Below are 24,349 nucleotides of genomic sequence, written 5' to 3' on the forward strand. Positions count from 1 at the left end.
TGCATTTTGATTAATGCAAGCCAATTAAATTAGTACAAATTATTGACTTAATTTAACCGACCTGATTAATACAATCAGCATTATTAGTATGTTAAAATAGTAATAAAAACTTTTCTATAAGTCATACTTATATTACATAATTTACATTAAAACAGATTTTAAAAATAATCTTATTTGATTTGACTAGAAATTTAAAATCTATTTAAAAATTAAATCTTGAAAATAAGGTTCTAAAATCTTATTGGAAGTTATTTCATAAAAAGTAAATAATTCATAATCGGGAAGTCCCGATTATGAACTATATCTGCTTGCGAGTAATCCACCAAGTACCCCAACTATTCCCATTAATAGGGAAGTGACATTAAGTCCTGATTCTTGCATGCCTACGCCACTTGGATTTGTGCTACTACTTTTATTTGGTGTTGAAGCCATGAGTTCAGGTACATTACCTGTTCCATAGGCACCATCAAATGGCACGTATCTTAGCCCTTCTGCTTTTAGTTGCGCGTTTATGTTAGATGAACAGACGCTTATATCACCTATCCTGTTTTCAGAAGTCAGGTATATAAATGGATTGAAAGTGTTTGTGTTTATAATGCTTATGTTATTTATTGCATTAGCAGTGCTGATAGCTGTATTATTGTTAGAATTATTCAGGGTATTGTTATTGGCTGAACTTTGAGTTTGGGTTTCCGCTTGTGCTTGGTCTTGAGTTTGGTTTTGAGAAGGATCCAGTACTGATGCGCCGCTGCCTATTGTTATGTTTTGAGCAGCAGTACTTCCTATCCCAACACCTGCAATCACAACAAGTGACAAGAATATTATCAATATCAAACTCAAAAACGAACAGGATATATATAAGAAAAATTAATAGAAATATATGCAAAGAGCGGATTTAAAAAACACAATAGATCAGATCAAAAGAGAAGAAGTAGTGCAAAAATGGTTAAAGGGACTAAAAGAAAGCACTAAAAAACCTTATTTAACAGCCTTAGCTGACTTTTGTGTTGTAACAAATAAAAATCCGACAACACTGCTAAATATCACTTATCAAGAACAGGAAAACCGTATCCCGCCATGGGAATTACAAATAGACCAATGGTTTATAGCATATAAAGACTACTGTTATGAACGGAATTATTCAAAACAAACCTGTCAGGGGCGTAGAGCGATAGTAAGCAGCTTTTTTCACATGTTTAAGATAAATACTCCAACTAACTTAGTCAGGCGAGAAAAAGACAAATTAATTGTTAAAAATGAACGTAAAGGTTTAACTAAACAAAATATAATAGATGCTACAAATGCTGCGAAATCATTCAAATTAAAGGCACTAATTCTAACACAAGCTACTTCTGGCATGGCTCAAATTGATGTACTTAAATTAACCATAAAACAATTTGAAAATGGATTAATTGATATAGGGAATGGCTGTAAAATTTGTAAAATAAGCATGAGAAGAACAAAAACCAATCAGGAACATATCACTTTTATAGGATTTGAAGCTGTCGAATTAATACAGAAATATCTTCAACATGAAAGAGGAGAATATCATCCAGAATGGGCTTTATTTTCAGCCGAAAAAGGGATAAAAAAAGCCTTTACTGCAAATGGATATAATTCAGCTATTAAACGTTTAAATAAGCGTTTGGGATGGGAAAATAAAAAATGGTTATTTGGTAAATTAACTACTCACATGTTCCGTAAGTTCTTTGAGACTCAATTAACTGATTCAGGTATGGTTGATGAGCATTTACGTCATTTTATGGGTTGGAAACCTAAGGATCCTTTAAAACAAAAATATTACCTTGCGAATTCTGAGGAGCTTCAAAAAAGTTATATCCAGCATTTAGGTTATTTATGCTTAAATGATGTTGAGACATTGACTATTGAAAGCAAAGAATACAAAGAATTAAAAGAAAAGTATGAAAAAGACGCTAAAGCAAGGGATGAAGAACTTGAAAAGTTAAGAGAGCAAAATGAACTGACAAGAAAATTAGTTGAAGATTTGATTAGAGACATGAAAAGTAATGAATAATTTATGGGCCCATAAGTATGACCCTTTTGTGTAGCCTAATGTTAAACAATGAATGTAACAGGAGGTGAACAAGATAGTGAAATCAAAGGTCAAAAAACAACCCATGTTTGCAGTGAGAATCAAGACAGATAAACCAAAGATAGACTGGAGCAAGTTTGTTAAAGCAAAGAAGAAAGATGAATATGTTACATCTGGATCTTTACTTGAACGAGCAGTATATGAATTTATGGAACGTGAAGGATGGGATATTGAAACTCAACAATTCATAGATTTTAATGATGATGAAATAGACGAGTTGAATCTAAAACACATGCACACTCACATCGATCCAGCATCAATTGAGGAAACTGTTGATCTTGCAGAAAAAATAATTCCCGAGATTCAAGAAAGTAAACAGGAACACTCTAATGAAAACAATGAAACTAAAATTAATGCAGCAAATGAAAATACTGAACAAACAAAGTTTATAAAAGTTAAATCTTCATTAAGTGAAGATTTATTTACTTATGCTTTTTGTAAACTTTGTGGAGACTTAACTGAAGTACATTATGACCATATAGAGCAATTATCATTGCCTTTTTTCAAAACTAAGGATAATAGGGCAGTTATTAATAAGTCTAATATACTTATTGGAAATCAGTGTGTGGTCAGAAAATTTAGTGATAAGAAATGGTATAAAGTCTTGCCAGGTGGAATACAAAGATTTACAACAAAAAATATTTATTTAGATGAAATTTTAGAAAAAGAAATTGAATCGGATTTTCTGGAAGCGCTAAGACCATAAAAATCCATTTAATATTTTCTTTTTTCAAATATTTAAATTTAATCAATAACATCTATGAACTTAATCTATTTTTATGATAATACATTTAAGAATATTTTGAATTAAAGGTTTATACTATTAATTAAAGATAAACATTTATGAATAAAAAAATGGAAAATGAAGACGTGCTGAATTACGTCATAGTTCAATGGGAAGGTAAAAATTCGCCACGAGTAAATATGCCTTCAAAATGGCTTAAAAAGATAAAAGCTAAACGACATGACACGTTTAAAATCAGTTTTGAGCTAATACACAGGCATGAAAGTGAAGAATAATTAAGTAACTTTTAATTAACTTATTTTAGAATATGGTTGATTTTAATTCTTTTTTAGTCCCATAGCTATTACTAAAATAAAATTTAAATATAATGGTGAAGGGTAAAATCAATAAGTTTATTCATCTCCTTTTCAACATAATCAGTCCTCTTTTACCCTTCATAACTAATAGATCACTGAAAGGGTTCTAGAAGGCTATTCAACATATATGTTTGGGATAATATGACAGCTGAAGATATTTTAAATGAATTTAACAATTCAAAAGAATATAAAACCTGGAAAAAAGCATTCATCAATATTTTACAATATATTATGGAGGACTCTTATGATGAGGAGTATATCGATAAAATATTGAATGATCATTTTTGTAATAAAAAAGTTAAAATGTTAAACTAAGTAAAGCTTTTTATATTCATTATTGGCATAGTTATCGGTCATTCCAGCAATATGATCACATATAACAGATAAATATGCATAATGATGTTCTAATATGCACTTAATAAAGATCATTTGTTTTTTTATTTCCTTATCTTTTGAAATATCTTCTTCATAATCGTTTATTTTTTCAAATATCTTTTGAATAATCCTTTTATTATAGTTTTTGTCACATTTTTCACATTCTTTATGTATATGTTCAGCATTGCCATTTATTTGATCTAAAAACTCGTAATTTAAGTTTAAATTATTTTCATTGGGGTAAGTTATCCTAAAAATATTTTCTAACTCTTCCATTTCCATTTCTAATTTTAGAAACTTTATTAATTCATTTATTTCATTTGGATGGCTATTTCTAAATTCTATTTCATCAATGGACATATTCTTCTGGTTCTCTTTTATTTTTGTTTTTAATCTTATTTCACAATCACACCGTTTAGTATTTTCATGAATTCTCATAGATAACTTATCTAATGTCTCCTTTGGCATTTGTCGGGGATTGGTGTAAAATGCTTTAAACAACTGTCTAACAATATAAATAGCCTTACCATCAAATACATTGACATTATAAGAATTTAAAATCCTATTTTTAATATAATATTCAATTTCATCATTTAATTTAGATCCAGAATCACTAAAATCAATTATTTTAGAATCAAAATATTTTCTATTATGCCAGTATACATTATTTCCTGTTTGTATTTTTACATTAGATTTTTTACATGATATATAATCTTTATTTACTAATTGTAATTTAAAATGATTTTCATTTTTAGGACTGTTCAATAGCTTATTTAATTTTTCTAATGAATTAAGAGTTACATCTTTAATAAAATAATCTAATATATCTCTAATTAAAGAATTCCATTTATACTCATCATTTAAACACTTTTTATTCTGATTAATTTTATTTTCTAATTCTTTAAGTAATTTAATTTCTTTATTATCCGGAACAACATATTTTCTAATGAAGTATTTTATAATCAGTTTATCCCATAGTTTACGGTTTATACTACCTTTTTTGAGTATTAATTTAGAAATAATCTTTTTGTCATGCTTTTTATAATATTCAAGAATATCTTTTGAATTTGCATCTTTTGCAAATGAAGCAAATTTAGAATAATATTTTGGCTCTAAATCAGAGATATTATATACATTTTTTTCAGTTTTAGTTCTTATTTTAGAAATATTTTTATTAATATATCCTATAATTTGGTCTTCATCTAGTTTAAGGTCTTTATCTCTTAATCCATCGTCTAAATCATGTTGTCTTTGAGCAATTTCGTCAGCTATAGCTACTATTTGACCTTCTAATGTCACTGGATCTGGATATTTTATAAAGTCTGGAATATGTTCCTTACATTGTATAAACCTTTTAATATCAAATTTTTTATCGGGTTTTTTAACATCTGTATGTTTTAAAATACCATCAAGTACCTGCCAAGTCAAATTTAACCCTTTTTCTTCCCCATATTTTTTTTCTAGAATATCTACAGTCCTTAAGCCATTAAAATTATGTTTAAATCCACAATAATTTATACAATATTTTAAATTTCCACCTAAATTATCTTTACCTCTCATAATTCCATCTAAAACATCTTCTCCTTGATGTCCAAATGGAGTATGACCAATATCATGTCCTAAAGCAATTGCCTCTGTTAAATCTTCATTTAACCCTAAATTTTTTGCTATACTCCTTGCTATTTGCATAACTTCAATTGTATGGGTAAGTCTAGTTCTATAATGATCTCCCTTTACATGAGAATAGACTTGTGCTTTGTGTTCTAATCTTCGGAATGCTTTAGCAAAAATTATTCTGTCTCTATCCCTTGAAAAATGATTTCTATCTACAAAATTAGGATTATCTTCTTTAAAATGAATTCTCCTATCTTTAAAAGAAGATTTTTGTGCATATTCCCTATTTATTTCTTTTTTTAAATTTTTAATTTCTTCCTTAGTGTAATCTAAAGATGACATTTTATCATAACCATTTATACCCTTAATAAATGAATAAAAATTGATATTTATTAAATATATACTTATATGGTGCACCTTAAATTTCTAAATTAATTAACAGATCTAAATTATGAAAAAACTTAAGTAATAATTCATTATATTTGGTTATATACTAGATTAAATCAGTAGAGGCATAAAGATGAGTTAGTATCATAATAATGGAATTGAGACAAGATTTAAAGGAGCAAATCAGTCTATTATTAACTATGAATATATAATAACTTTTGTGATAAAATAGGCGGTGAATAAGTTGAATAGCGACTATCCTGACATAATGGAGGCTTTTAGAGATATTGAAGAATTTTCAGGACCCCATCATTTGAGAAAAGAACATGAACTTATACAAGTGTCGAACGTATTAAGAAATTTTAGAAACTATGCTGAAGATGCAAATAAGTATATTGGACGTCATTCTGGAATAATGGTTTCTAATAGTTTTCAGAATTTGAATAATCCTGCAACAGTTGAAAAAAATATTAGTTGGTTAACTAGTGTTTCAGCATTGAAACTTAATGAAATGAAATTCACAGTAGATGCAGATGATCCTGAAACTTATGATGAAATATATCATAAAAGTTTGAGGATTCAAAATCAAATTAAAAATTTTAAAAATATTATTTCTGAAGGGATTCTTGTTCCAATACCTACTGTAATTGAAGAATATGATGGGATTAATAGGTACAGCCGTAAATATGATCTCTCTAAAAATGTTTTAGATGTGAAATTTTCAAAGGAATTGGAATTCACTGAAGAAAATTTGGTGAAATTACAAATTTTATTGCCCAATGTTGAAAATGTTCCTCTAAGTGAGATTTTAATTATGAGGAAAGAATATAGTGATATCTTTCATCGTTTTCAAAATAAAATGATGGATTATATGAGTGAATTTGATCGAGTAAGTTCTGTGGACAAACTTTTCCAAACTTCTTATAAACTTAATGAGGAAATTCGTAGATTAAATAGTAGTTTTAAAGATATTGACCACAATATGAAGCTTCAAAGACAAGGAATGTATCGTTCATTTGGAGTTATGTCTTTAGCATTTTTTGTTCCACATGACTTATTGCCTGTAATATTAACGCTTGGAGGTTCTGAACTTTTTAGAACTCTAGATAATCTTCGAATGCTATCGTTTGAAAAACAAAAATTACAAGAAGATCCATTTTATATGCCTTATAAACTGAGTAAACTTGCCAAAAAGAAGTCTAAATGATATAATCATATTTAATTGGCCTAATGCTGATTAATTATCATTCAAATTTATTTTTAAGGATAAATATTCTGTATAATTATGGAAAAAGTATTTCTTGAGTTAGTGTAAAATAAACTAGTGATCCAAAATAAATTTGTATAGATATGTAAAATTTAGTAAGTGATGATTATTTTTTAAATGAGTTACTCTCACTAGCCAATACTAAAAAATTAGGTTTGAAAACTATTTATATAATCTAACACTTGAAAAGTAATTTTAGAAGTCAGGAAAAATCAAAAACAATGAAATACAAACAATCTAAGATTAAATGATCTTTCTAGAAATAAAATTGCTGAAAAAACATGTAAATTCATTAAAAATTACCAAACTATGTCTAAGTTCCTTTAACAAATTATCTCTTCAATTTTCTAATTCTTTAAGCTCTTTAAAAGATACAGTATCTGTAATCTAATTTTTGCTCTAACATATTAAAGCACGATAAAACATCTAATTAGCAAATAAACTAACTAGAATTAGATTTAAAGTAGCAAAGACGAGCCCTATTTTATAGAATCCTTCAACTGGATCCAGAATCTAGCCCTAGAATAGTAGCCCTTAGCAGGGGTTAAATAGTTTAGGAAAAGTTGGGATTAAATTCTTAAAGGAGCTCATGAGGAGTAATGCAACCCTCAAGAAAAGCACGGTGGTTCTATTGGAGGTACCTAAGTGAATCCATTAAAAGGTACCAATCAAATGAATCTATTATGAGACCACAAATTAAATTTTTTTTTACGAAATCCTATTTAAACGTTCTATTAAACGAACCATGATTCATTTAGAAATATGCAACGAATATGAATTTTCATAAAATAAAGAATAATAAGTTGATTATACAAGAAAAGAGAAGTTGTGTCAGATAATATTGGATTTTCAAGTAAAAGATGGAAAAATAACATTAATAAGATTATAATCTTCTTGATATTGCATCAAGGCTTTTAAAATAATCAATTCCACTTTTAATTGATCTTATTGAACTGTTTAAATTCTGATTAAAATTATCAAAAAGTCTTGCCTTATTATCATGAGATTTATTATATATTGTATCTAAAGTATCAAATGCCAGTTTAAGGCTAAAATAAGCCATATTTACGGATGAAAGTACACTAGTGTATAGTTCCGGATTTCTACTTACTTTTTGTTCCCTAATTACTTTTTTATTTAAAATATTGAGCTTTTCTTCGGTTTGATTTACAATATGTTGATGTTCCATAAATAAAGAATAGCGATTAATTTGAACTGAATTTCCACTTATCACTGCTCTTGAAACAACATCTAAAACTGTGTCTGTTATTTTTATAAAGTTATTAATAGCTTCAGTACATATTTCCCTAATTTCATCTGTATATCGGTTTTTGATCATTTTTCATCCCCCATTAAATAATGATACAAGTATTGATTTATATTTAGATTATATAATATTAATTATAAGTCAATTAGGATTTATTTAACAGAGGGAAATTTCATGGATAGAATTTGCCCATCTTGCGGAATGTTAATGATGTATAATGAAATAGATAATTGCTGATATTGTGATTATTGCGGATATTTTGAAGAAAATTAATTATTTCCGCTTAAATTCCAAAAACCGGTTATAGTTTAATTCTATTAAAAGAGACCACAAATGAATTCTTTTTTACGGCTTCTTTTTTCATGAAATCATGTTAAAGGGTTCTGTCTAAAGAGGCTATAGTTAATTCTTTGATGAAACATGAATCCCCAAATTTTTTTGACCAGTAGTAAAACAAAGTCAAAGAAAATTTGGAGGTTAAATCATGAATAGAATCCAGGAAGAAACCCAGAAAAATGAAATAATTTATAGAATTCTAAGACGAATTCGTTCTATGAAATTTAAAAGAAGGTTCGCTAGAATTTGCTGTAAGTGTCCAATTGGCACCAATAAAGATACCAAGCAAAAGAATGCGTTTTTTTGTAAAAACTGCAAGTCTTTAGCGGTTAACCATTATAAACAGACTGGTGAAATTAGATTTCCTTTTACTTTGAAATTCAGAAGGTGAATTCTTATTTTTTTCTTTTTTAAAGGTTACAGTGTTGTATCCTTTTTTTAAAGATTTAATATTTGTTTTTTAGGCGAATTCTATTAGATATGCCATATTTCTTTTGGAAATACATGAAATGAAAAATTAAAAACTAATCATTTTATATGTGATAATTCTAAATTAAATTAAATGAGAATAGTGGGTTTTTTATACAGATCTATATTTAAAACTCTAATTATGTCTTCTTTAAATGTATGGTAGTGATAAAATGGAAAGGCAGCAAGGATACCCTGAATTCTGGGAGATGTTAATTGAAAAATTTAATGTTGAAATGCCAGAGGCAAAAATAAGTAAAACACGTGATAAACATTATTTACAAATCCTTACAGGAATTAATGGAATTCATTTTGAATGGTTTTTAGCGGGAAAGCCTTTAGATGGGTTTTTAGTTGCGCTACATTTTGAACTTAAAGATAATTATTATGAAAATCGAAGACTATTAGATTGTTTTGAATCTAGAAAAGAGGAATTTGAAAATATTTTTGAGGAAAAATTACAATTTGGTGGCCATAGTAACTCGACTCATATGTTCTTAAAGAAAGAAACTGATAATATGGACGATGTTACTTTAGATTGGGGAGTTAAAACTATGATTAAATTTTATGATACCCTTAAACCAATTTTAGATGAAGAACTAAATAAATATATTAAGATTTAAGGTGTATTAATATGGCAAGAAATGTGATATATTTCCCTTATATGGAATTACTAGAAGATCAGTGGCTCAATCAGGTTTTGTTATATTGGGATGACGTTTATTCAATAATTCCATCTAATTATAAATCGAATACTTTTGTATTAAGTGATTATACGGTTAAATTGATTAGAGAGGAATTAGTCAAGACTTTTAATCCTGATGATTATTTAAATCCAGATTATTTGAGTGAAAAGAAACTTTACAATTTCTATAATTTATTTTTAGATCATGTTAAAAGGGAGGAATATCCTGTTCCTAATGATACAAAAATAAGAAGTATGTTACCTACTTTAAGCGTTCATATGGATAAATTAGCATATTATAATGAAGAACAAAATATTTTGAGAGATTTAGATAAACTAGGACTTGTAAAAGAGAAGAATTTTCCATGGATTGAAGTTGAAGAATATACTGCAAAATCGTATATTGCTTATTTAGCAGCTTTTGGTGGAGAATTACCGGAAATTCAAGCAAGTCCTGTTACTAATGATCCAAAGGAGCTGAAACCATATACTCCTTCATATTATCAAAATGGTCAAATAAAAATTGAAAAAGATGAAATGCGAACCACTATCTTGGATAATATTTTACCTACTCCAAATGACCCTATAGATATTGAAATACTAAAGAAATTCAAGAATCGTCACTCAGATGATTTAATAGAATTCAGAAAATATATAGAAAGTGAAATTCATGATCTTTTAAAAGAGAGAGATTTATCTTATAGAAATGAACTAAAGGAAGATTTTGTAGTAGAGACTCAAGATAGAATCAATGAAATTTCTGAATCTATGAAAAAAAAAGGATGGAAAATAAATAAGGGAATGTGCTTAAATATTGTGGGAGCAATACTTGATTCTGTGAATGCAATACCTGCTTCTTTAGATTATCATCATATTAATCCTTTGTTACTAGGAAAAGCGGTTTTAAATGGAGCAAAAACAATATATGAGGTTTATAATTATAATAATAATGGAATAAAAGACGATGATTTGGCTTATGCAATATATTGCAAGAAAGAATTATTTAAGGATTAATTTGAAATTCATTCAAATTCAATGATACATTAACAGAAATTATGATATGGCCAAACTAATGAATTCTTTTTTAAGTGACCTATCAAATAGAGTTCAACTAATAGGGCTGGAAATCAAGTAATAGGTATAACATATACCACAAAATAAAAAATTTTGTGAAAAACAGGCATTAGTTATTTTTTTAGTAAACTGCGAACTTTAAACCCGTATCGGGCGTCATACGCGTATATTACAAAGACAACATCCCTTCGAGGAGCCTGATTATCGTAATATACAGGCATATGACGAAGTTCGCATATCTAAAACCATCCCTCACACCCCCTCCCACCTCCGATAAGGGGCTTCGCCCCAGAATGCCCATTTTTAAAATCATTGAAACAACACGTGAATGTATTAAAATTATTACAGAGATTTTACTTATCAATGAGCATTTGGTTATAGGTATTCTAGTTATAGGACATTTGGTAAATGATCACAAGGAACTAAGAAAAATTTATGCTTAAATTATTTTTAAATTTTATTATATTATCTAATTAGTTATTTTATATTATAAAATTAATAATAATATATTGATTTAACTTATAATTTTCTATTTTCCAATAAACACAAATAATAAAAGTAATAATTAGATCATTATACTTTATGTTTTGTTTACTAAGCTAATTTATTATTTTAAGGTCGTTAAAATGAGTGTGCTTGAGGATATACTTGAAGAATTTTTTAAAGACTTAAAAGAAAAAGAAAAAGTGCCTAATGATATTATAAATGGATTAATAGACTTAATTCAAAATGATAAGATTTCATCTGAAGAGTTATTAAAAATAATTAAAAATAGTGACTTAAATGGTTTTGAAGATTAAAAAAATACATATTAAAGCACTTAGAGGTATAAAAGACGCAGAAATTGAACTAAATTCCAATTCTCTTTTGATATATGGTGAAAATGGTACTGGAAAAAGTTCAATAGTTGATGCTATAGAATTTTTTTTTAAAAGAAATATTTCTACTTTAAAAGGGAGGGGTATTAACTTTCAGCGTCATGGTTATCATACTAAATGCAATCTCAACGATGTAAGAGTTGATTTGACATTTAATGGAAATATAACTCTTACTCGTACTTACAACTCTTTTAGTCCTGTGCCATCACAATTTAAAAAATATTTTGATTTAGCTCAAAAAGGTATATTCATTTTACGTAGAGGCCAACTTCTCTCATTTATTAATAGTACTCCCGCAGAACGATTTAAAGTAATAAGTGGTTTTATTGGAGTAGAATCTTTAGACAAAATTGAAAATGAGATAAAAAACTCTGTCAATAGTTTAAAACGAGATATAGATGTTAAAGAAAAAAGAATTGAACAAATTTTGAGTAGTATATCACAAACTGTTGGGAAAAAAATTAGTGATGAAAATGAAGTTTTACCTGTTTTGAATGAATTGTTTGAAAAAAATAAATTGCCTCAACTTAATTCTTTTGAAGATGCTCCAGAACATAGCTCAAAAATGTTTTCAATTGTTAAAGAAAATTCTGAAAATTTGAAAAATATTTTAATTCTTAAGGAAATTCAACAAGAAACAGAGAATATTAACATTGATTTATATGAAGGAGTAGAGGCTCTTAATAATAAAGTTGTAGTTCTTTTGACTCAGAATATGAAGGAAAATATGTCAATAAAGAAGTTACTTGAAAGTGGAAAAGAAGCTTTAGAAATAGAAAAATTAGAAAATAAATGTCCACTGTGTGAACAAAATTATAATAAAGAGATTTTATCTTCTAAAATTCAAAAAAGATTACAATTATTAGAAAAAACTTCTGAAGACTTCTCAAAATTGAAAGAAGAATTGCGTCCAATTACTGTAGAAATAGAAAGTTGGATTGGGAAATGTAATCATATTCTTAAACAAATAGAATCATTTGATGAATTTAAAGACAATAAAGTAAAATTACAGGAAAAAATTCACTTCTTAGTGGATTTCAAGAAAAAATTGAAGTTAACATTAGATTTAAAAGATCAGATACCATTAAAAGGTTTAAATGAAGAATTAAATGGTATTGAAAAAATTTTTGAAAGTATAAACAAAAAAAGTAAAGAAATAATTTCTAAAAGTGATATTACAGATGAAGAAAAGAAGTTTTTAGAATTAGTAGAAACTCTTGCTGTGGCAACAAGTAAGATTAAAGACATAATGGATTTAAATCATGATTTAAAAGATTTAGAATCCCAATTAAAGATAGCTAATAATGTATATAACTCATTTTTAGATGTAAAAAAAAGTAAAATACAATCAATTTTTGATTCCATACAGTTAGATATTCAAGATTTTTACTCGTTACTTCATCCTAATGAACCTCATAATAATATAGCGCTTAAGATTAGTGGTAGGGCGAGTGCTGAACTTAAAATTACTTCTTTTGATCGTGAAGATGAAGATCCAAGAGCTTTAACAAGTGAAGGACATCTTGATTCTTTAGGTTTATGCATATTTCTTGCTTTAGTAAAAAAATTTAATCAGGACTGTTCTTTAGTTATTCTTGATGATATTGTAACCACCGTGGATTCAGCGCATCGACAGATGATATGTAAATTATTGTTTACAAAATTTAAAAAGAAACAATTTATAATAACAACTCATGAAAATCTATGGTACCAGCAGTTAATTAAATCACAACAAGTTTTTGGAGTTAATTTTAAAAATTATACTATTACTAATTGGACTGTTGATGATGGGCCTGATTTAAAACCTTATCAAATTAAATTAGATAGGATCTACAATAAAATTGATTCAGGGGATTTAGCTTGTGCTGGAAATGAAGGAAGACAATATCTTGAGTGGATCTTAGAAGAAATATGTAAGTCTATCGATGCGGAGGTATTAATGAAAGCAAGGTATACTGCTGGTGATCTAGTGGGGCCCGTTAGGCATCAATTAAAAGATATAGTGGCAGATGCTGAAATTAAATGCCAAATAAAGGAAGCTTTTAGAGAATTAGATAATAATAGCATAATGGGCAATATTCTTTCCCATAGTAATTTACTTGCAGGTAATGTATCGCCAACAGAAGTTAGAAGATTTGTTAAATCTGTAAAAAAAAATACATGATCTAATGTCATGTCCTTCTTGTGGAAGATTCCTTTTATATCATAAAAGGGCAGGAATTCTAAAATGTCCTAAAAAGTGTCAAGATTCTGTTATCCCTGCTAATTAATTTTACTTTGGATAATATAAGAAAATATCTCTTGATATTTCAAGATATAAGAATAAAAATATCAAAATTAATTAATCATGTTGAAAAAGGTCCTTATAAGAATACAATAACTCAGTAGAGGAAATTAAATGGCTTCAATTAAATTACCTGAATTACCAAAAGAAAAAGAGTTTGAAGAGTATATTTCTGCTTTGTTTCAATCCAGCGGTTACTTCATAGAAAGAAGTATGATTGATAGGGAAGAAGGAGAAGAAGTACTAGAATTAGATATAGTAATCACAGATTATGATCAAAAATCATCAAACTCGAGATTAGTTGAGGTTAAATCCGGCAAATATGGATTTCCGGATATATTTAAAGTTAGGGGTTGGATGGATTATCTTAATTTTGAGCAAGGAATGTTCATCGTGCAGAATGAAACAGATAAGTTTAATTTTTATAAAGAAAAAGCTAAAAATTTAAATATAGAGCTTATATCTGTTGCAAATTTAACTGAATTTAATATAGAAGAAATTGTTGGGAAAAAAGAAGTTGATCCTCTTGATATAACGGTTTGGAGATTTTCATATTGGGTTGAACGAAATCTACTAAAGCTTCTAAATGATTATGCTAGTTCTCAAAAGGAAAGATTATGTTATAAGTGTTTGAAGAATTATTATTTTCAATTGAATAGTGATGCATTTTTTACTGAAAATGTAATTGAAAGAGTAAATAAAATATATGGTACATTTAATAGATTTTATCGTATATCTGCAAGATGTGGTAATGAATTAGAAGGTAAATCTTTTAAAGATGCACATAGAAATATACCCAATAATATTTTTAGTGATACTTACTATAAATGCAATTTAAATCCTATTCAGATATCGACTTTCATTGAACATAAGGCTAGACTAATATTATTAAAAAATGCTGTCGATTATATAATTTTAAGAGAGAATGATGAGAAAAAAGATGTTATTCAAATTTTAGAATTGGCTAGTCTTCCTCGTTCATTCCATAGGGCTCTAAGAAAGATACGTGAACATGAATATGTTCATAGATATCCGGTGTTTTGGCAATGGTTTATAAGATTATTTGGAGGTTTTATTTTATTGGATTATGAAGATGAAGAATATGAGCTCTTTTCTAAAAAAACAGGAATTCCTCAAGATGAAATTCCAAATGCTCTTGAGGCCTATGAATTACTATTTCCTCAAAAAGATGGTTGGTTTATGGATTTATCTAAAAACAGTTTGAATGTTAAGTTAATGAAGATGTTTCCAGTACCTTTTAGAGGTATTGGGGCATTCTATAGAAATAATGTATACACAGAATCTAATAAATATAAAGATTTAAAATGTGGAGGACTTACAATTTGTGATTTAGTAAAATGGCATCATTTAGGCTATGAAGTTTTGAAAAGAGGATATAAAGAGTAAGATATAAACAAGATTGTTGAAGAATGTTCTAATCTAAAATGATAACTAAATTAAAAACATAAACTTAAATCCTGTTTTTTCTAAAAATTAATCAATAAATAGTAGTGAGCAGCTATTTTTAGTCCTATTTTTTAAGTACCGCAAAATATGATACAAATTAAATTTAATAATAGAATCGAAGGGCGAAATATCGTCTCAGATATTCATAATTTACCCTTTTTAAATTAAAATTCGCCCTTCAACTCATTGCTTGTTGATGTTTCAATACTAAAAAAAAGTATTTTTCTCTATTTTTTTATTCTATTTTATTCAGATGAATGGGATTGACCTGGACATTAAATGGTGGCACTCAACGTCCAGGAAAGGTTAGTATATGGGTAATTTAATACTAATTTTTGACTTATTTATATTTTCATTTTAGTGAATTTATGCCAGAGTGTATAATCATAAATATGAATGAATGTAAAGATGTGTGAAAATGTGAGATTTAATTTCAAATTTAATGGAGAAAATTATTATATGGTTGTTCCTAATTACGCATGCAATTCATGAGGTCCCCTCATTCACGGTGGGTGTTTGTGACAGTATATGATAAAATCGATGATATTTCAGGTCCAAAAGAAGGCTCAAAAATGGTTCTTTCAGTAATGTTAGAAATAAATGTGTTAAGATAGAAAAATGATAATTATACATTAAATGGTTTTTATTGTATTTATTTTTATGAAGCCTATAATGAATTTAATAACGTGTCCTAATTTGAATAATTATTTAGCTAAAATATTGATGATTAAATTAAAATTGAATTGATTTTATGCAAAATATTTTTAAAATTTGTGGACGTATTGAGATTGCTTGGTTGAGCCTACAACGAATTCTTTTAGTGTGTCCTAAAGAGTAGGGTACTTAAAATTGTGAGATTATATAAAGGATAAATTAATGAGTTTCACAGGTGATTTTAAAGATATAATTCTAATTTTGATGTTGAAATTTAAGGGATTTACTTTAAATTGTAAATACTATGAAATTTGAGTTTTAATTTAACTTTCCCATCGGTAAATGCAGAACCATCGAGAAATGAGGAACTTTCATCAAGCATAAGGGCATCTACGAAAAATAAAAAATTTTTCTACAATACCCTTATTGCAGATGAAGTTCAGAAAAAATGGGCGATGGGTCTGCGAAACTATACCGATGGGAAAGAATTTTTTTTCAAATTTCGGATCTCAGATAAATTCAACTATCAAAATCCATTTTTAAACTAAATTATTAAGATTATTATAAAGTGTTCTTTGAAGTGATGGGTCGCTATACTACCCGATGGGAATGAACGAAGGGAATAAATAACTATATAAACCTTTTTATTTGATTTAAAGTCGTTATATTTAAATATAATGTTAATAATAGATATATTTGGAGTTATAATAACTCTGGTAAAGTTGGTGTTAAAATGGAACTATGGAAAGAATTAGTAAAATTAGCAGAATCCGAAGAAGATAGATGTGAAGAAATAAGTGGTATATTAATGACTACAGATCAAATGCAAAGAGATCTATTGAATTATGATCTTTTAGGGTACATATCCAATAAAAGTAAATAAAACTTTTATTTTTTTTATTTTTTATTAGTTGAAACAAATGGAAATTATATTATTAGGTAAAATAATATTTATTCATTTTTTATTATTAAAATTACGATTCATCTAAGCTAAAAAAGAAAATTATTTTATATACATTAACTGAATTTAGTAACATGCCATTATTCTCGCTTAATAACCATAAATTGGATAGAATAAACAAAGTTGATTTTAAATTAGAAAAAGATATACAAAAACTCACAGAAGAGAATTTAAACGAGATTTTTGGTTTAGAATTCGTGATAACTGAATTCCAATTAAATAATTTAAGGGTAGATACCCTCGCTTTTGATAGTGAAACTAATTCTTTTGTAATTGTTGAATATAAAAGAGAAAAGAACTTCAGCGTAATAGATCAAGGTTATGCCTATCTTGCTTTGCTTTTAAATAATAAAGCTGACTTTATTTTGGAATATAACGAGCGAAAAGGAAAGTTTTTAAGAAGAGAAGACATTGACTGGTCACAATCAAGAGTTATTTTTGTTTCACCGCAATTTACAAGATATCAGCAGCAGGCAATTGAATTTAAAGATTTACCTATTGAATTATGGGAAATAAGTAAATATACAAATGAAACTATTCTTTTTAACCAATTAAAATCTCCGGATACAAGTGAATCTATAAATACAGTTAGTTCAAAGAGTAAAGCCGTTCAAAAAGTCAGTATAGAAGTGAAAAAATATAGTGAAGAAAACCATTTAGATATCACTTCTGAGGAATTAAAAGAATTATATTTACAATTAAAAGAAAGAATTCTTGAGTTAGGGGATAATATTGAAATTAAGCCTTTAAAAATTTATATTGCATTTAAGTCAACTAGAAATTTTGTTGATATTGAATTTATGAAAAATACAATGAAAATATGGCTTAATTTAAAGAAAGGAAATTTAGATGATCCCAAATATATGGCAAAAGATGTTTCAAGTACAGGGCATCATGGTAACGGGGATTATGAGATTACATTAACGCCTGATGATGATTTAGATTATTTAATGACTTTAATAAAGCAATCTTATAAGAAAAATTCTTAATAAAAATAAGAAATTATTTATTTAATTTAAATTAAAAATAGGGGATAGTATGGTTATACAAAGTGAAGCAGCTTTGGAAAAATGTCTTATTGATAAACTTACTGATAGTGGATATGAATCTATAGAAATTACAGATTATAATGATTTAAAAATTAATTTTAAAACTCAACTTGAAAAATTTAATAATGTGAAACTTACTGATGATGAATTTGAAAGAATTTTAATTCATTTAGAAGGCGGAACTATCTTTGATAAAGCTAAAAGGCTTAGAGATAAATATGAATTAAGAAGAGAAGATGTAACCATCTATATTGATTTTTTCAATAAGAAGGACTGGTGTAAAAATCTTTTTCAAGTAACTAACCAAGTTACAATGAGGAAAAAATATGAAAATAGATATGATGTTACTATTTTAATAAATGGTCTTCCGCTTGTACAAATTGAACTTAAAAGGAGAGGAATTGAACTTAAAAAAGCATTCAATCAAATTAAACGTTATCATTTACATTCTTACAAGGGTCTTTTCCAATATATCCAGATTGTTGTGATTAGTAATGGTGTGAACACTAAATACTTTGCTAATAATAGTTTTAGAGATTTAAACTACAAATTAACATTTTTCTGGAAAGATAAGAATAATAAAAACATTTCAAATCTTGATGACTTTGTAGAAACGTTTCTAGAGAGATGTCATTTATCTAAAATGATTTCTAAGTATATGGTTTTAAATGAAACTGAAAAATTGCTTATGATTTTAAGGGCATACCAATTCTATGCAGTAGAAGCAATAGTTGATCAAGCCTTAAATACAAACCAAAATGGATACATTTGGCATACTACTGGAAGTGGAAAGACATTAACCTCATTTAAAGTCAGTCAAATCTTATCGCAAGAAGAAAAGATTGATAAAGTAATTTTTGTTGTAGATAGAAAAGATTTAGATGATCAAACGACGACAGAGTTTAATAAATTTTGTAATGGTGCAGTTGATGGAACTGATAATACTTATTCTCTTGTTCAGCAACTTTTAGGAAAAGTGCATCCTGGAGAATTTGAAAACCTTATAATTACAACTATTCAAAAATTAAATCGTGCTGTAAGCAGACATGAAAAAGTTCTAAGTGAAATTAAGGATAAAAAGATCATTTTAATATTTGATGAATGCCATAGAAGCCAGTTTGGAGAAATGCATAAGAATATCACCGACTATTTCACTAATTTGCAGTATTTTGGATTTACTGGAACACCAATTTTTGCAGTAAATGCCAACAATAAACGCACAACAGCTGATATTTTTGGAAAATTACTACATAAATACCTTATCCAGAATGCAATAAACGATAACAACGTTTTAGGCTTCTCTGTAGAATATTTTAAACTTTACAAAAATAAATCTGAAAGAGATTTACAAGTAGAAGGAATTAATACTAATGAACTAGTAGAATCAACAGACCGTTTAAAAACAATAGCCCAATATATTGTGGATAACCATAATAAAAAGACATATGACAGAGAATTTAATTCAATTTTTGCTGTCAGTGGCATACCTATTTTAACTAAATATTATGAAATATTTAAGGAAATAGACCATGACCTTAAAATTGCTACAATATTTAGTTTTGGAGCAAATGAAGATTTGGAAGAAGAAGATGAACATTCACGAGACAAATTAGAGAGATATATAAGTGATTATAACGGCCTTTTTGGCACTAATTTTAGTACAGATACCTTTGGAGAATATTATAAAGATGTTTCTAGAAGATCGAAAGACAGAAAGATCGATATTCTTTTAGTTGTTAACATGTTTTTAACAGGATTTGATAACAAATATCTAAACACACTTTATGTTGACAAAAATTTAAGACATCATAATCTTTTACAAGCTTATTCAAGGACCAATAGAATATTAAATGAAAAGAAAAAACATGGGAACATACTTTGCTTTAGAAATCTAAAAGATGAAACAGATGAGGCCATTAGTTTATATTCTGACGAAAATGCACCTACAAATGTTTTAATGAAATCTTACTGGGAATACGTCTCTGATTTTAAAGCAGTTTTACCTGAGCTATTTGACATTACACCAGATGTAAATGATGTTGATGATTTATCCTCTGAGGATAAGAAAAAGGAATTTGTTCAAATTTTCAGGGAACTTTTAAGAGTTCTTGCACGTTTAAAGACTTTTACTGATTTTAGCTTTGATAATTTGGGCATTACTCAACAGAAGTTTGAAGATTACCAGAGCAAATATTTAGATATATATACTGATATGAGACAGGTTGATGGACCTGAGAAAATATCTGTACTTGATGATATTGATTTTGAAATAGAGCTGGTTAGAAGAGACGATATTAATGCTGCATATATTTTAAAATTACTTAAAGAATTGGATAATACCAAACCTTCTTTTGATAAGGATAAAGAATTTATTCTTAATGAAATGGATAAAAGTTATGAACTTAAAAGTAAAATTAGCTTAATTGAAAAGTTCATTAATGAAAATATTCCTAAAATTCAGGATAAAGATGAATTTGAATGCCATTTTGAAGATTATATAACTAAAGAAAAAAAGAATGCTGTTAATAGTCTCATTAAAGAGGAAAAATTGAATGAAAATGTCACTAAGGATATAATAGCACAGTATGAGTTTTCTGAAAAGATTAGGAATGATTTAATTAAGAATTCTATTACTGAAAGGCTTGGTTTTATTGAAAAGCGCTCTAAAGTACAAGCTATTAAGACAAAAATTGTTGAAATTGTGGATAGGTTTAGCTGGTAAGCTTGCTCTTAATCACTAATATCTCAAAAAATAGAAATACTTATATATTATGACTTTCATAATAAAGAATAGAATGCATTTAATGACTTAGAGCAGCACTAAGTATTTGAAATTATAAGGGCCCTTAAAAAATTTTGGAGGTATTAAATGGAAGAGATAAACCTATCCGATGCAGCAGAAATATCTTCTGGCCTTACACTAGCACGATTTAAGGCTAAAAAAATTTCCAATGCTGAGGAAATCAAAAATTATTATCATATCACTTTAAAAAGTGTGGAAGATAATAAAATTGATTTGAACCTTTTAGAACCATTAAAAGCTAACAGGGGAATTGAAGAGCATTATTTACTCAAAAAAGGAGATATTGTAATTAAATTATCTCCCCCATACAATGCTGCAATGGTGGATTTCAATTGTGAAAATATAGTTGTACCGCCCAATTTTGCTATAATCAGATCTAAAGGAGATTTTGATCCAGAATATTTGGCATTTGTCTTAAATGGGAGTTTTGTAAGACTTCAGTTAAATAGACTTGTTGAAGGTGGAGCTTTATCTATAATTAAAAAAAGTTCTTTAAATCAAATCAGAATAAGAACAAGAGATATGCAGGAGCAAGTTAAATATGCCAAGCTTTTATCTCTTTTATCAAAAAGGAAAGAGCTTAAACTCAGAATCATAGAGCTTGAGGATTTATTAAAGGAAAATATTTTATTGAACATTTAAAAGGAGTAATTATCATGTCAGAATATCAAAATAAATTAGAAAGTAAATTATGGGCTATAGCAGATGAATTAAGGGGAAATATGGATGCTAACGAGTTTAAAAACTATATATTGGGCTTCATATTCTACAAATATCTATCAGAAAAGATTCAAATATACTTTGACAAGGAACTGGAAGAAGATGGAATTGACTTTGCAGACGCATACGAAGATATGAAATATAAGGAAGCTATTGAGGAAGAAGCAGTCGAAAATTTAGGATATTTCCTGGAGCCTAAGTGCATTTTCCAAAATATTGTAATTGAAGCTAAAAATGGCAGATTTATACTCGACAATCTTGAAAAAGCGCTGAAAAAGATAGGAGATTCAGCAGCAGGACATGAAAGTGAAGAAGATTTTGTAAATCTCTTTGAAGATGTTGATTTACAGTCATCAAAACTTGGAAAAACAGTTGAAGACAAAAACCGCATGATATCCAAGATCCTGCTACATTTAGCAGACATTGATTTCAAACTGGATGATGAGGAAAAAGACATTCTAGGAGATGCCTATGAATACTTAATTGGTAAATTTGCATCCAGTGCAGGTAAAAAAGCAGGAGAATTCTATACTCCACAACAAGTATCAAAAATACTTGCTAAAATCGTTACATTAGGTAAAAAAAGGCTTAAATCAGTTTATGACCCAACTTGTGGTTCCGGATCTCTGCTTTTAAGAGTATCCAAAGAAGCAGAAGTAGCTGATTTTTTTGGTCAAGAACTTAATCAAACTACTTACAACCTTGCAAGGATGAATATGATACTTCACGATGTTAAATTTGAAGATTTTGATATCAAACAAGGTGATTCCCTGGAGCATCCACAGCATATGGATATGAAATTTGAAGCAGTAGTGGCCAATCCTCCGTTCTCTGCTAAATGGTCAGCAGCTAAATATTTCCTTGATGATGAGCGTTTCAGTGCCTATGGTAAATTGGCACCTAAATCTAAAGCGGATTTTGGATTCGTTCAACATATGATTTATCATCTTGATGAAAATGGAACTATGGCCGTTGTTTTACCTCATGGAGTCTTATTCAGGGGCGCTGCTGAAGGTGCAATTAGAAAATATCTGGTTGAAGAGAAAAACTATCTGGATGCTGTAATAGGTTTACCTGCAAATATATTCTATGGAACTAGTATTCCTACTGTAATCCTTGTTTTCAAGAAGTGCAGAGAAGATGATGCAGATATACTATTTATTGATGCTTCTAAATACTTTGAAAAGGCTAAAAATCAGAATTATTTAAGAAATGAAGATGTTGAACGGATAGTAAATGTCTATAATAATAGGGAAGAGATTGAAAAGTTCTCTCATTTGGCTTCAATGGATGAAATTCAAGAGAATGACTATAATTTAAATATCCCTCGATATGTGGATACATTTGAGGAAGAAGAACCTGTTGATCTAGATGCAGTAGTTAAAGAACTTGAAAGCCTTGAAACAGAAATTAAAACAATTGATCAAGAAATTAAAAAATACTGCGACGAATTGGGCATTGATGCTCCAATATTATGAGGTGAATAGATGAATGTACCTGAATTAAGGTTTCCAGAGTTTAGTGGGGAATGGAAAGAAAAAAAGTTAGGTGAAATCTCTAAAGATGGAATGTACGGAATGAATACTGCTGCAACAGATTTTGATAGCGAAAATAAGTATATCAGAATAACTGACATAGATGAAAATTCTCATAAATTTCGTCCTAATCCATTATGTTCTCCCGAAGGTTATCTAGATGACAAATTTCTGTTGAAAGAAAATGATCTATTATTTGCAAGAACAGGAGCAAGTACAGGGAAGAGTTATTTGTATGAAAAAGCTGATGGAAAATTATATTTCGCAGGCTTTTTAATTAAATTTCATATAAACAACGCTAATCCTAAATTTATTTTTTATAATACGATACGAGAGAAATATTATAATTGGGTAAAAATGATGTCTGTAAGGTCAGGTCAGCCAGGTATAAATGCAGAAGAATACAAAAAATTTGAAATAAAATTGCCATCATTTCCTGAACAAGAAAAAATAGCCTCATTTTTATCAAAAATTGATGAAAAAATTGAAAAATTAGGGAAAAAAGAAGACTTATGGCAAAATTATAAAAAGGGAATGATGCAACAGCTTTTCAGCCAGAAATTAAGGTTTAAATATGAAAATGGCGATGACTTTTCTGATTGGGAAGAAAAAAAAATAAGCGAAATTGGTAAAATAGTTACTGGAACTACTCCTTCAACTAAAGATAAAGATAATTATGAAAATGGGAAATATCTATGGGTTACTCCGACAGATATAACTTCCTTTAAGTATATTAAGCAAACGGAAAGGAAATTAACGGATAAAGGTATTAAAAAAGGTAGAGAGATACCAGGGAATAGCATTTTAGTAACATGTATTGCTAGTATTGGAAAAAATTGTATAGTTAAAGAGAAATGCAGTTGTAATCAACAAATTAATGCTATAATTCCTAAAAAAGAATTTAATAATGAATTCATATATTATTTAATTGAAGAAAATTCTGACAAATTAAAAAAATATGCGGGGATTACAGCTACTCCTATCCTGAATAAAAATAGTTTCGAAAAATTGAGTTTTAAATTTCCAATATTTTTAGAACAAGCAAAAATAGCAAACTTACTCTCCTCAATCGACAAAAAGATAGAACAAATAAACAAAGAACTTGAAATCAACAGAGAATTCAAAAAAGGACTACTACAAAAAATGTTCCCTAAAGATCAAAAATCTACTGCTAAAGAAAGTACTCAGCATTCTATTTTGCCCAATAAACCAGCAGAACCGAGTGTTCTGCTTTAATTAATTTTTAAAGGTAGTATTAGATTTGATTCTAAGATATATTATGTAATAATAAAGGAGAGATAAGTAGGAATG

General features: G+C 28.0%; 20 protein-coding genes. 17 read left to right on the forward strand and 3 right to left on the reverse strand.

The features are described from left to right. Positions 1 to 291: 291 nt before the first annotated feature. Positions 292 to 816 (reverse strand): hypothetical protein, encoded by a 525-nt coding sequence (locus tag EJ01_RS14850; protein ID WP_157197645.1) that lies wholly within the window; start codon positions 814 to 816, stop codon positions 292 to 294. Positions 817 to 880: 64 nt separating this feature from the next. On the opposite strand from EJ01_RS14850, the gene EJ01_RS14855 reads away from it, so the two are divergent. The 4 genes from EJ01_RS14855 to EJ01_RS17405 all read left to right on the forward strand — a co-directional run bounded on the left by EJ01_RS14855 (position 881) and on the right by EJ01_RS17405 (position 3,529). Next, on the forward strand, positions 881 to 2,035 hold the full coding sequence (locus EJ01_RS14855; protein ID WP_048082504.1) for a tyrosine-type recombinase/integrase: 1,155 nt from the start codon (positions 881 to 883) through the stop codon (positions 2,033 to 2,035). A 76-nt stretch (positions 2,036 to 2,111) separates the two neighbouring features. Further along, the gene (locus EJ01_RS14860; RefSeq protein ID WP_048082505.1) at positions 2,112 to 2,819 is read left to right on the forward strand and encodes a hypothetical protein; all 708 of its coding nucleotides are present in this window, start codon (positions 2,112 to 2,114) and stop codon (positions 2,817 to 2,819) included. Positions 2,820 to 2,956: 137 nt separating this feature from the next. Beyond that, on the forward strand, positions 2,957 to 3,133 hold the full coding sequence (locus EJ01_RS17400) for a hypothetical protein (RefSeq protein WP_157197647.1): 177 nt from the start codon (positions 2,957 to 2,959) through the stop codon (positions 3,131 to 3,133). A gap of 222 nt (positions 3,134 to 3,355) precedes the next feature. Further along, positions 3,356 to 3,529: a hypothetical protein gene (locus EJ01_RS17405; RefSeq protein WP_157197648.1), complete on the forward strand. Its 174-nt coding sequence runs from the start codon at positions 3,356 to 3,358 to the stop codon at positions 3,527 to 3,529. Here the strand turns inward: EJ01_RS17405 and dgt are convergent. Beyond that, complete coding sequence (gene dgt / locus EJ01_RS14865) at positions 3,521 to 5,545, reverse strand: dGTP triphosphohydrolase (RefSeq protein WP_048082506.1); 2,025 nt, start codon at positions 5,543 to 5,545, stop codon at positions 3,521 to 3,523. The genes EJ01_RS17405 and dgt overlap by 9 nt on opposite strands. A gap of 289 nt (positions 5,546 to 5,834) precedes the next feature. Between dgt and EJ01_RS14870 the strand changes: the two genes are divergently transcribed. After that, positions 5,835 to 6,797 (forward strand): hypothetical protein, encoded by a 963-nt coding sequence (locus EJ01_RS14870; RefSeq protein ID WP_048082507.1) that lies wholly within the window; start codon positions 5,835 to 5,837, stop codon positions 6,795 to 6,797. 943 nt (positions 6,798 to 7,740) lie between these two features. Here the strand turns inward: EJ01_RS14870 and EJ01_RS14875 are convergent. After that, on the reverse strand, positions 7,741 to 8,196 hold the full coding sequence (locus EJ01_RS14875) for a hypothetical protein (RefSeq protein WP_048082508.1): 456 nt from the start codon (positions 8,194 to 8,196) through the stop codon (positions 7,741 to 7,743). Between the two features lie 412 nt (positions 8,197 to 8,608). Between EJ01_RS14875 and EJ01_RS14880 the strand changes: the two genes are divergently transcribed. From EJ01_RS14880 to EJ01_RS17585, 12 genes are all read left to right on the forward strand, one after another. Next, entirely contained in the window at positions 8,609 to 8,851 is a 243-nt protein-coding gene (locus tag EJ01_RS14880) for a hypothetical protein (protein ID WP_048082509.1), read from the forward strand. A gap of 250 nt (positions 8,852 to 9,101) precedes the next feature. After that, positions 9,102 to 9,551, forward strand: coding sequence for a DUF4268 domain-containing protein (locus EJ01_RS14885; RefSeq protein ID WP_048082510.1), 450 nt, complete (start codon positions 9,102 to 9,104; stop codon positions 9,549 to 9,551). Between the two features lie 11 nt (positions 9,552 to 9,562). After that, positions 9,563 to 10,627 carry a hypothetical protein gene (locus EJ01_RS14890; protein ID WP_048082511.1) on the forward strand — a complete coding sequence of 355 codons (1,065 nt, stop codon included), beginning with the start codon at positions 9,563 to 9,565 and terminating at the stop codon, positions 10,625 to 10,627. 686 nt (positions 10,628 to 11,313) lie between these two features. Next, entirely contained in the window at positions 11,314 to 11,487 is a 174-nt protein-coding gene (locus EJ01_RS17410; protein WP_157197649.1) for a hypothetical protein, read from the forward strand. Further along, positions 11,471 to 13,729 (forward strand): AAA family ATPase, encoded by a 2,259-nt coding sequence (locus tag EJ01_RS14895; protein ID WP_048082512.1) that lies wholly within the window; start codon positions 11,471 to 11,473, stop codon positions 13,727 to 13,729. Before EJ01_RS17410 ends, EJ01_RS14895 begins: the two co-directional genes overlap by 17 nt. 234 nt (positions 13,730 to 13,963) lie before the next feature. Next, complete coding sequence (locus EJ01_RS14900; RefSeq protein WP_048082513.1) at positions 13,964 to 15,256, forward strand: restriction endonuclease; 1,293 nt, start codon at positions 13,964 to 13,966, stop codon at positions 15,254 to 15,256. A gap of 1,447 nt (positions 15,257 to 16,703) precedes the next feature. After that, complete coding sequence (locus EJ01_RS17415) at positions 16,704 to 16,853, forward strand: hypothetical protein (RefSeq protein ID WP_157197650.1); 150 nt, start codon at positions 16,704 to 16,706, stop codon at positions 16,851 to 16,853. A gap of 182 nt (positions 16,854 to 17,035) precedes the next feature. Next, on the forward strand, positions 17,036 to 17,920 hold the full coding sequence (locus EJ01_RS14910) for a DUF5655 domain-containing protein (protein ID WP_211251455.1): 885 nt from the start codon (positions 17,036 to 17,038) through the stop codon (positions 17,918 to 17,920). Positions 17,921 to 17,969: 49 nt separating this feature from the next. Further along, entirely contained in the window at positions 17,970 to 20,702 is a 2,733-nt protein-coding gene (locus EJ01_RS14915; protein ID WP_048082516.1) for a type I restriction endonuclease subunit R, read from the forward strand. A 147-nt stretch (positions 20,703 to 20,849) separates the two neighbouring features. Then, positions 20,850 to 21,425, forward strand: coding sequence for a restriction endonuclease subunit S domain-containing protein (locus EJ01_RS14920; protein ID WP_048082517.1), 576 nt, complete (start codon positions 20,850 to 20,852; stop codon positions 21,423 to 21,425). A gap of 14 nt (positions 21,426 to 21,439) precedes the next feature. After that, positions 21,440 to 22,981, forward strand: coding sequence for a type I restriction-modification system subunit M (locus tag EJ01_RS14925; RefSeq protein ID WP_048082518.1), 1,542 nt, complete (start codon positions 21,440 to 21,442; stop codon positions 22,979 to 22,981). Between the two features lie 9 nt (positions 22,982 to 22,990). Continuing rightward, positions 22,991 to 24,274: a restriction endonuclease subunit S gene (locus EJ01_RS17585; protein WP_169740472.1), complete on the forward strand. Its 1,284-nt coding sequence runs from the start codon at positions 22,991 to 22,993 to the stop codon at positions 24,272 to 24,274. Positions 24,275 to 24,349 lie beyond the last annotated feature (75 nt).

The sequence above is a fragment of the Methanobacterium veterum genome (assembly GCF_000745485.1).
Taxonomy (GTDB): domain Archaea; phylum Methanobacteriota; class Methanobacteria; order Methanobacteriales; family Methanobacteriaceae; genus Methanobacterium_D; species Methanobacterium_D veterum.

Bases quoted from the DNA above. Each gene is read 5' to 3' on its own strand.
- EJ01_RS14855 (WP_048082504.1), top strand. From the start codon at position 881: ATGCAAAGAGCGGATTTAAAAAACACAATAGATCAGATCAAAAGAGAA.
- EJ01_RS17400 (WP_157197647.1), top strand. From the start codon at position 2,957: ATGAATAAAAAAATGGAAAATGAAGACGTGCTGAATTACGTCATAGTT.
- EJ01_RS17405 (WP_157197648.1), top strand. From the start codon at position 3,356: ATGACAGCTGAAGATATTTTAAATGAATTTAACAATTCAAAAGAATAT.
- dgt (WP_048082506.1), bottom strand. From the start codon at position 5,545: ATGTCATCTTTAGATTACACTAAGGAAGAAATTAAAAATTTAAAAAAA.
- EJ01_RS14875 (WP_048082508.1), bottom strand. From the start codon at position 8,196: ATGATCAAAAACCGATATACAGATGAAATTAGGGAAATATGTACTGAA.
- EJ01_RS14880 (WP_048082509.1), top strand. From the start codon at position 8,609: ATGAATAGAATCCAGGAAGAAACCCAGAAAAATGAAATAATTTATAGA.
- EJ01_RS14885 (WP_048082510.1), top strand. From the start codon at position 9,102: ATGGAAAGGCAGCAAGGATACCCTGAATTCTGGGAGATGTTAATTGAA.
- EJ01_RS14890 (WP_048082511.1), top strand. From the start codon at position 9,563: ATGGCAAGAAATGTGATATATTTCCCTTATATGGAATTACTAGAAGAT.
- EJ01_RS17410 (WP_157197649.1), top strand. From the start codon at position 11,314: ATGAGTGTGCTTGAGGATATACTTGAAGAATTTTTTAAAGACTTAAAA.
- EJ01_RS14895 (WP_048082512.1), top strand. From the start codon at position 11,471: ATGGTTTTGAAGATTAAAAAAATACATATTAAAGCACTTAGAGGTATA.
- EJ01_RS14900 (WP_048082513.1), top strand. From the start codon at position 13,964: ATGGCTTCAATTAAATTACCTGAATTACCAAAAGAAAAAGAGTTTGAA.
- EJ01_RS17415 (WP_157197650.1), top strand. From the start codon at position 16,704: ATGGAACTATGGAAAGAATTAGTAAAATTAGCAGAATCCGAAGAAGAT.
- EJ01_RS14915 (WP_048082516.1), top strand. From the start codon at position 17,970: ATGGTTATACAAAGTGAAGCAGCTTTGGAAAAATGTCTTATTGATAAA.
- EJ01_RS14920 (WP_048082517.1), top strand. From the start codon at position 20,850: ATGGAAGAGATAAACCTATCCGATGCAGCAGAAATATCTTCTGGCCTT.
- EJ01_RS14925 (WP_048082518.1), top strand. From the start codon at position 21,440: ATGTCAGAATATCAAAATAAATTAGAAAGTAAATTATGGGCTATAGCA.
- EJ01_RS17585 (WP_169740472.1), top strand. From the start codon at position 22,991: ATGAATGTACCTGAATTAAGGTTTCCAGAGTTTAGTGGGGAATGGAAA.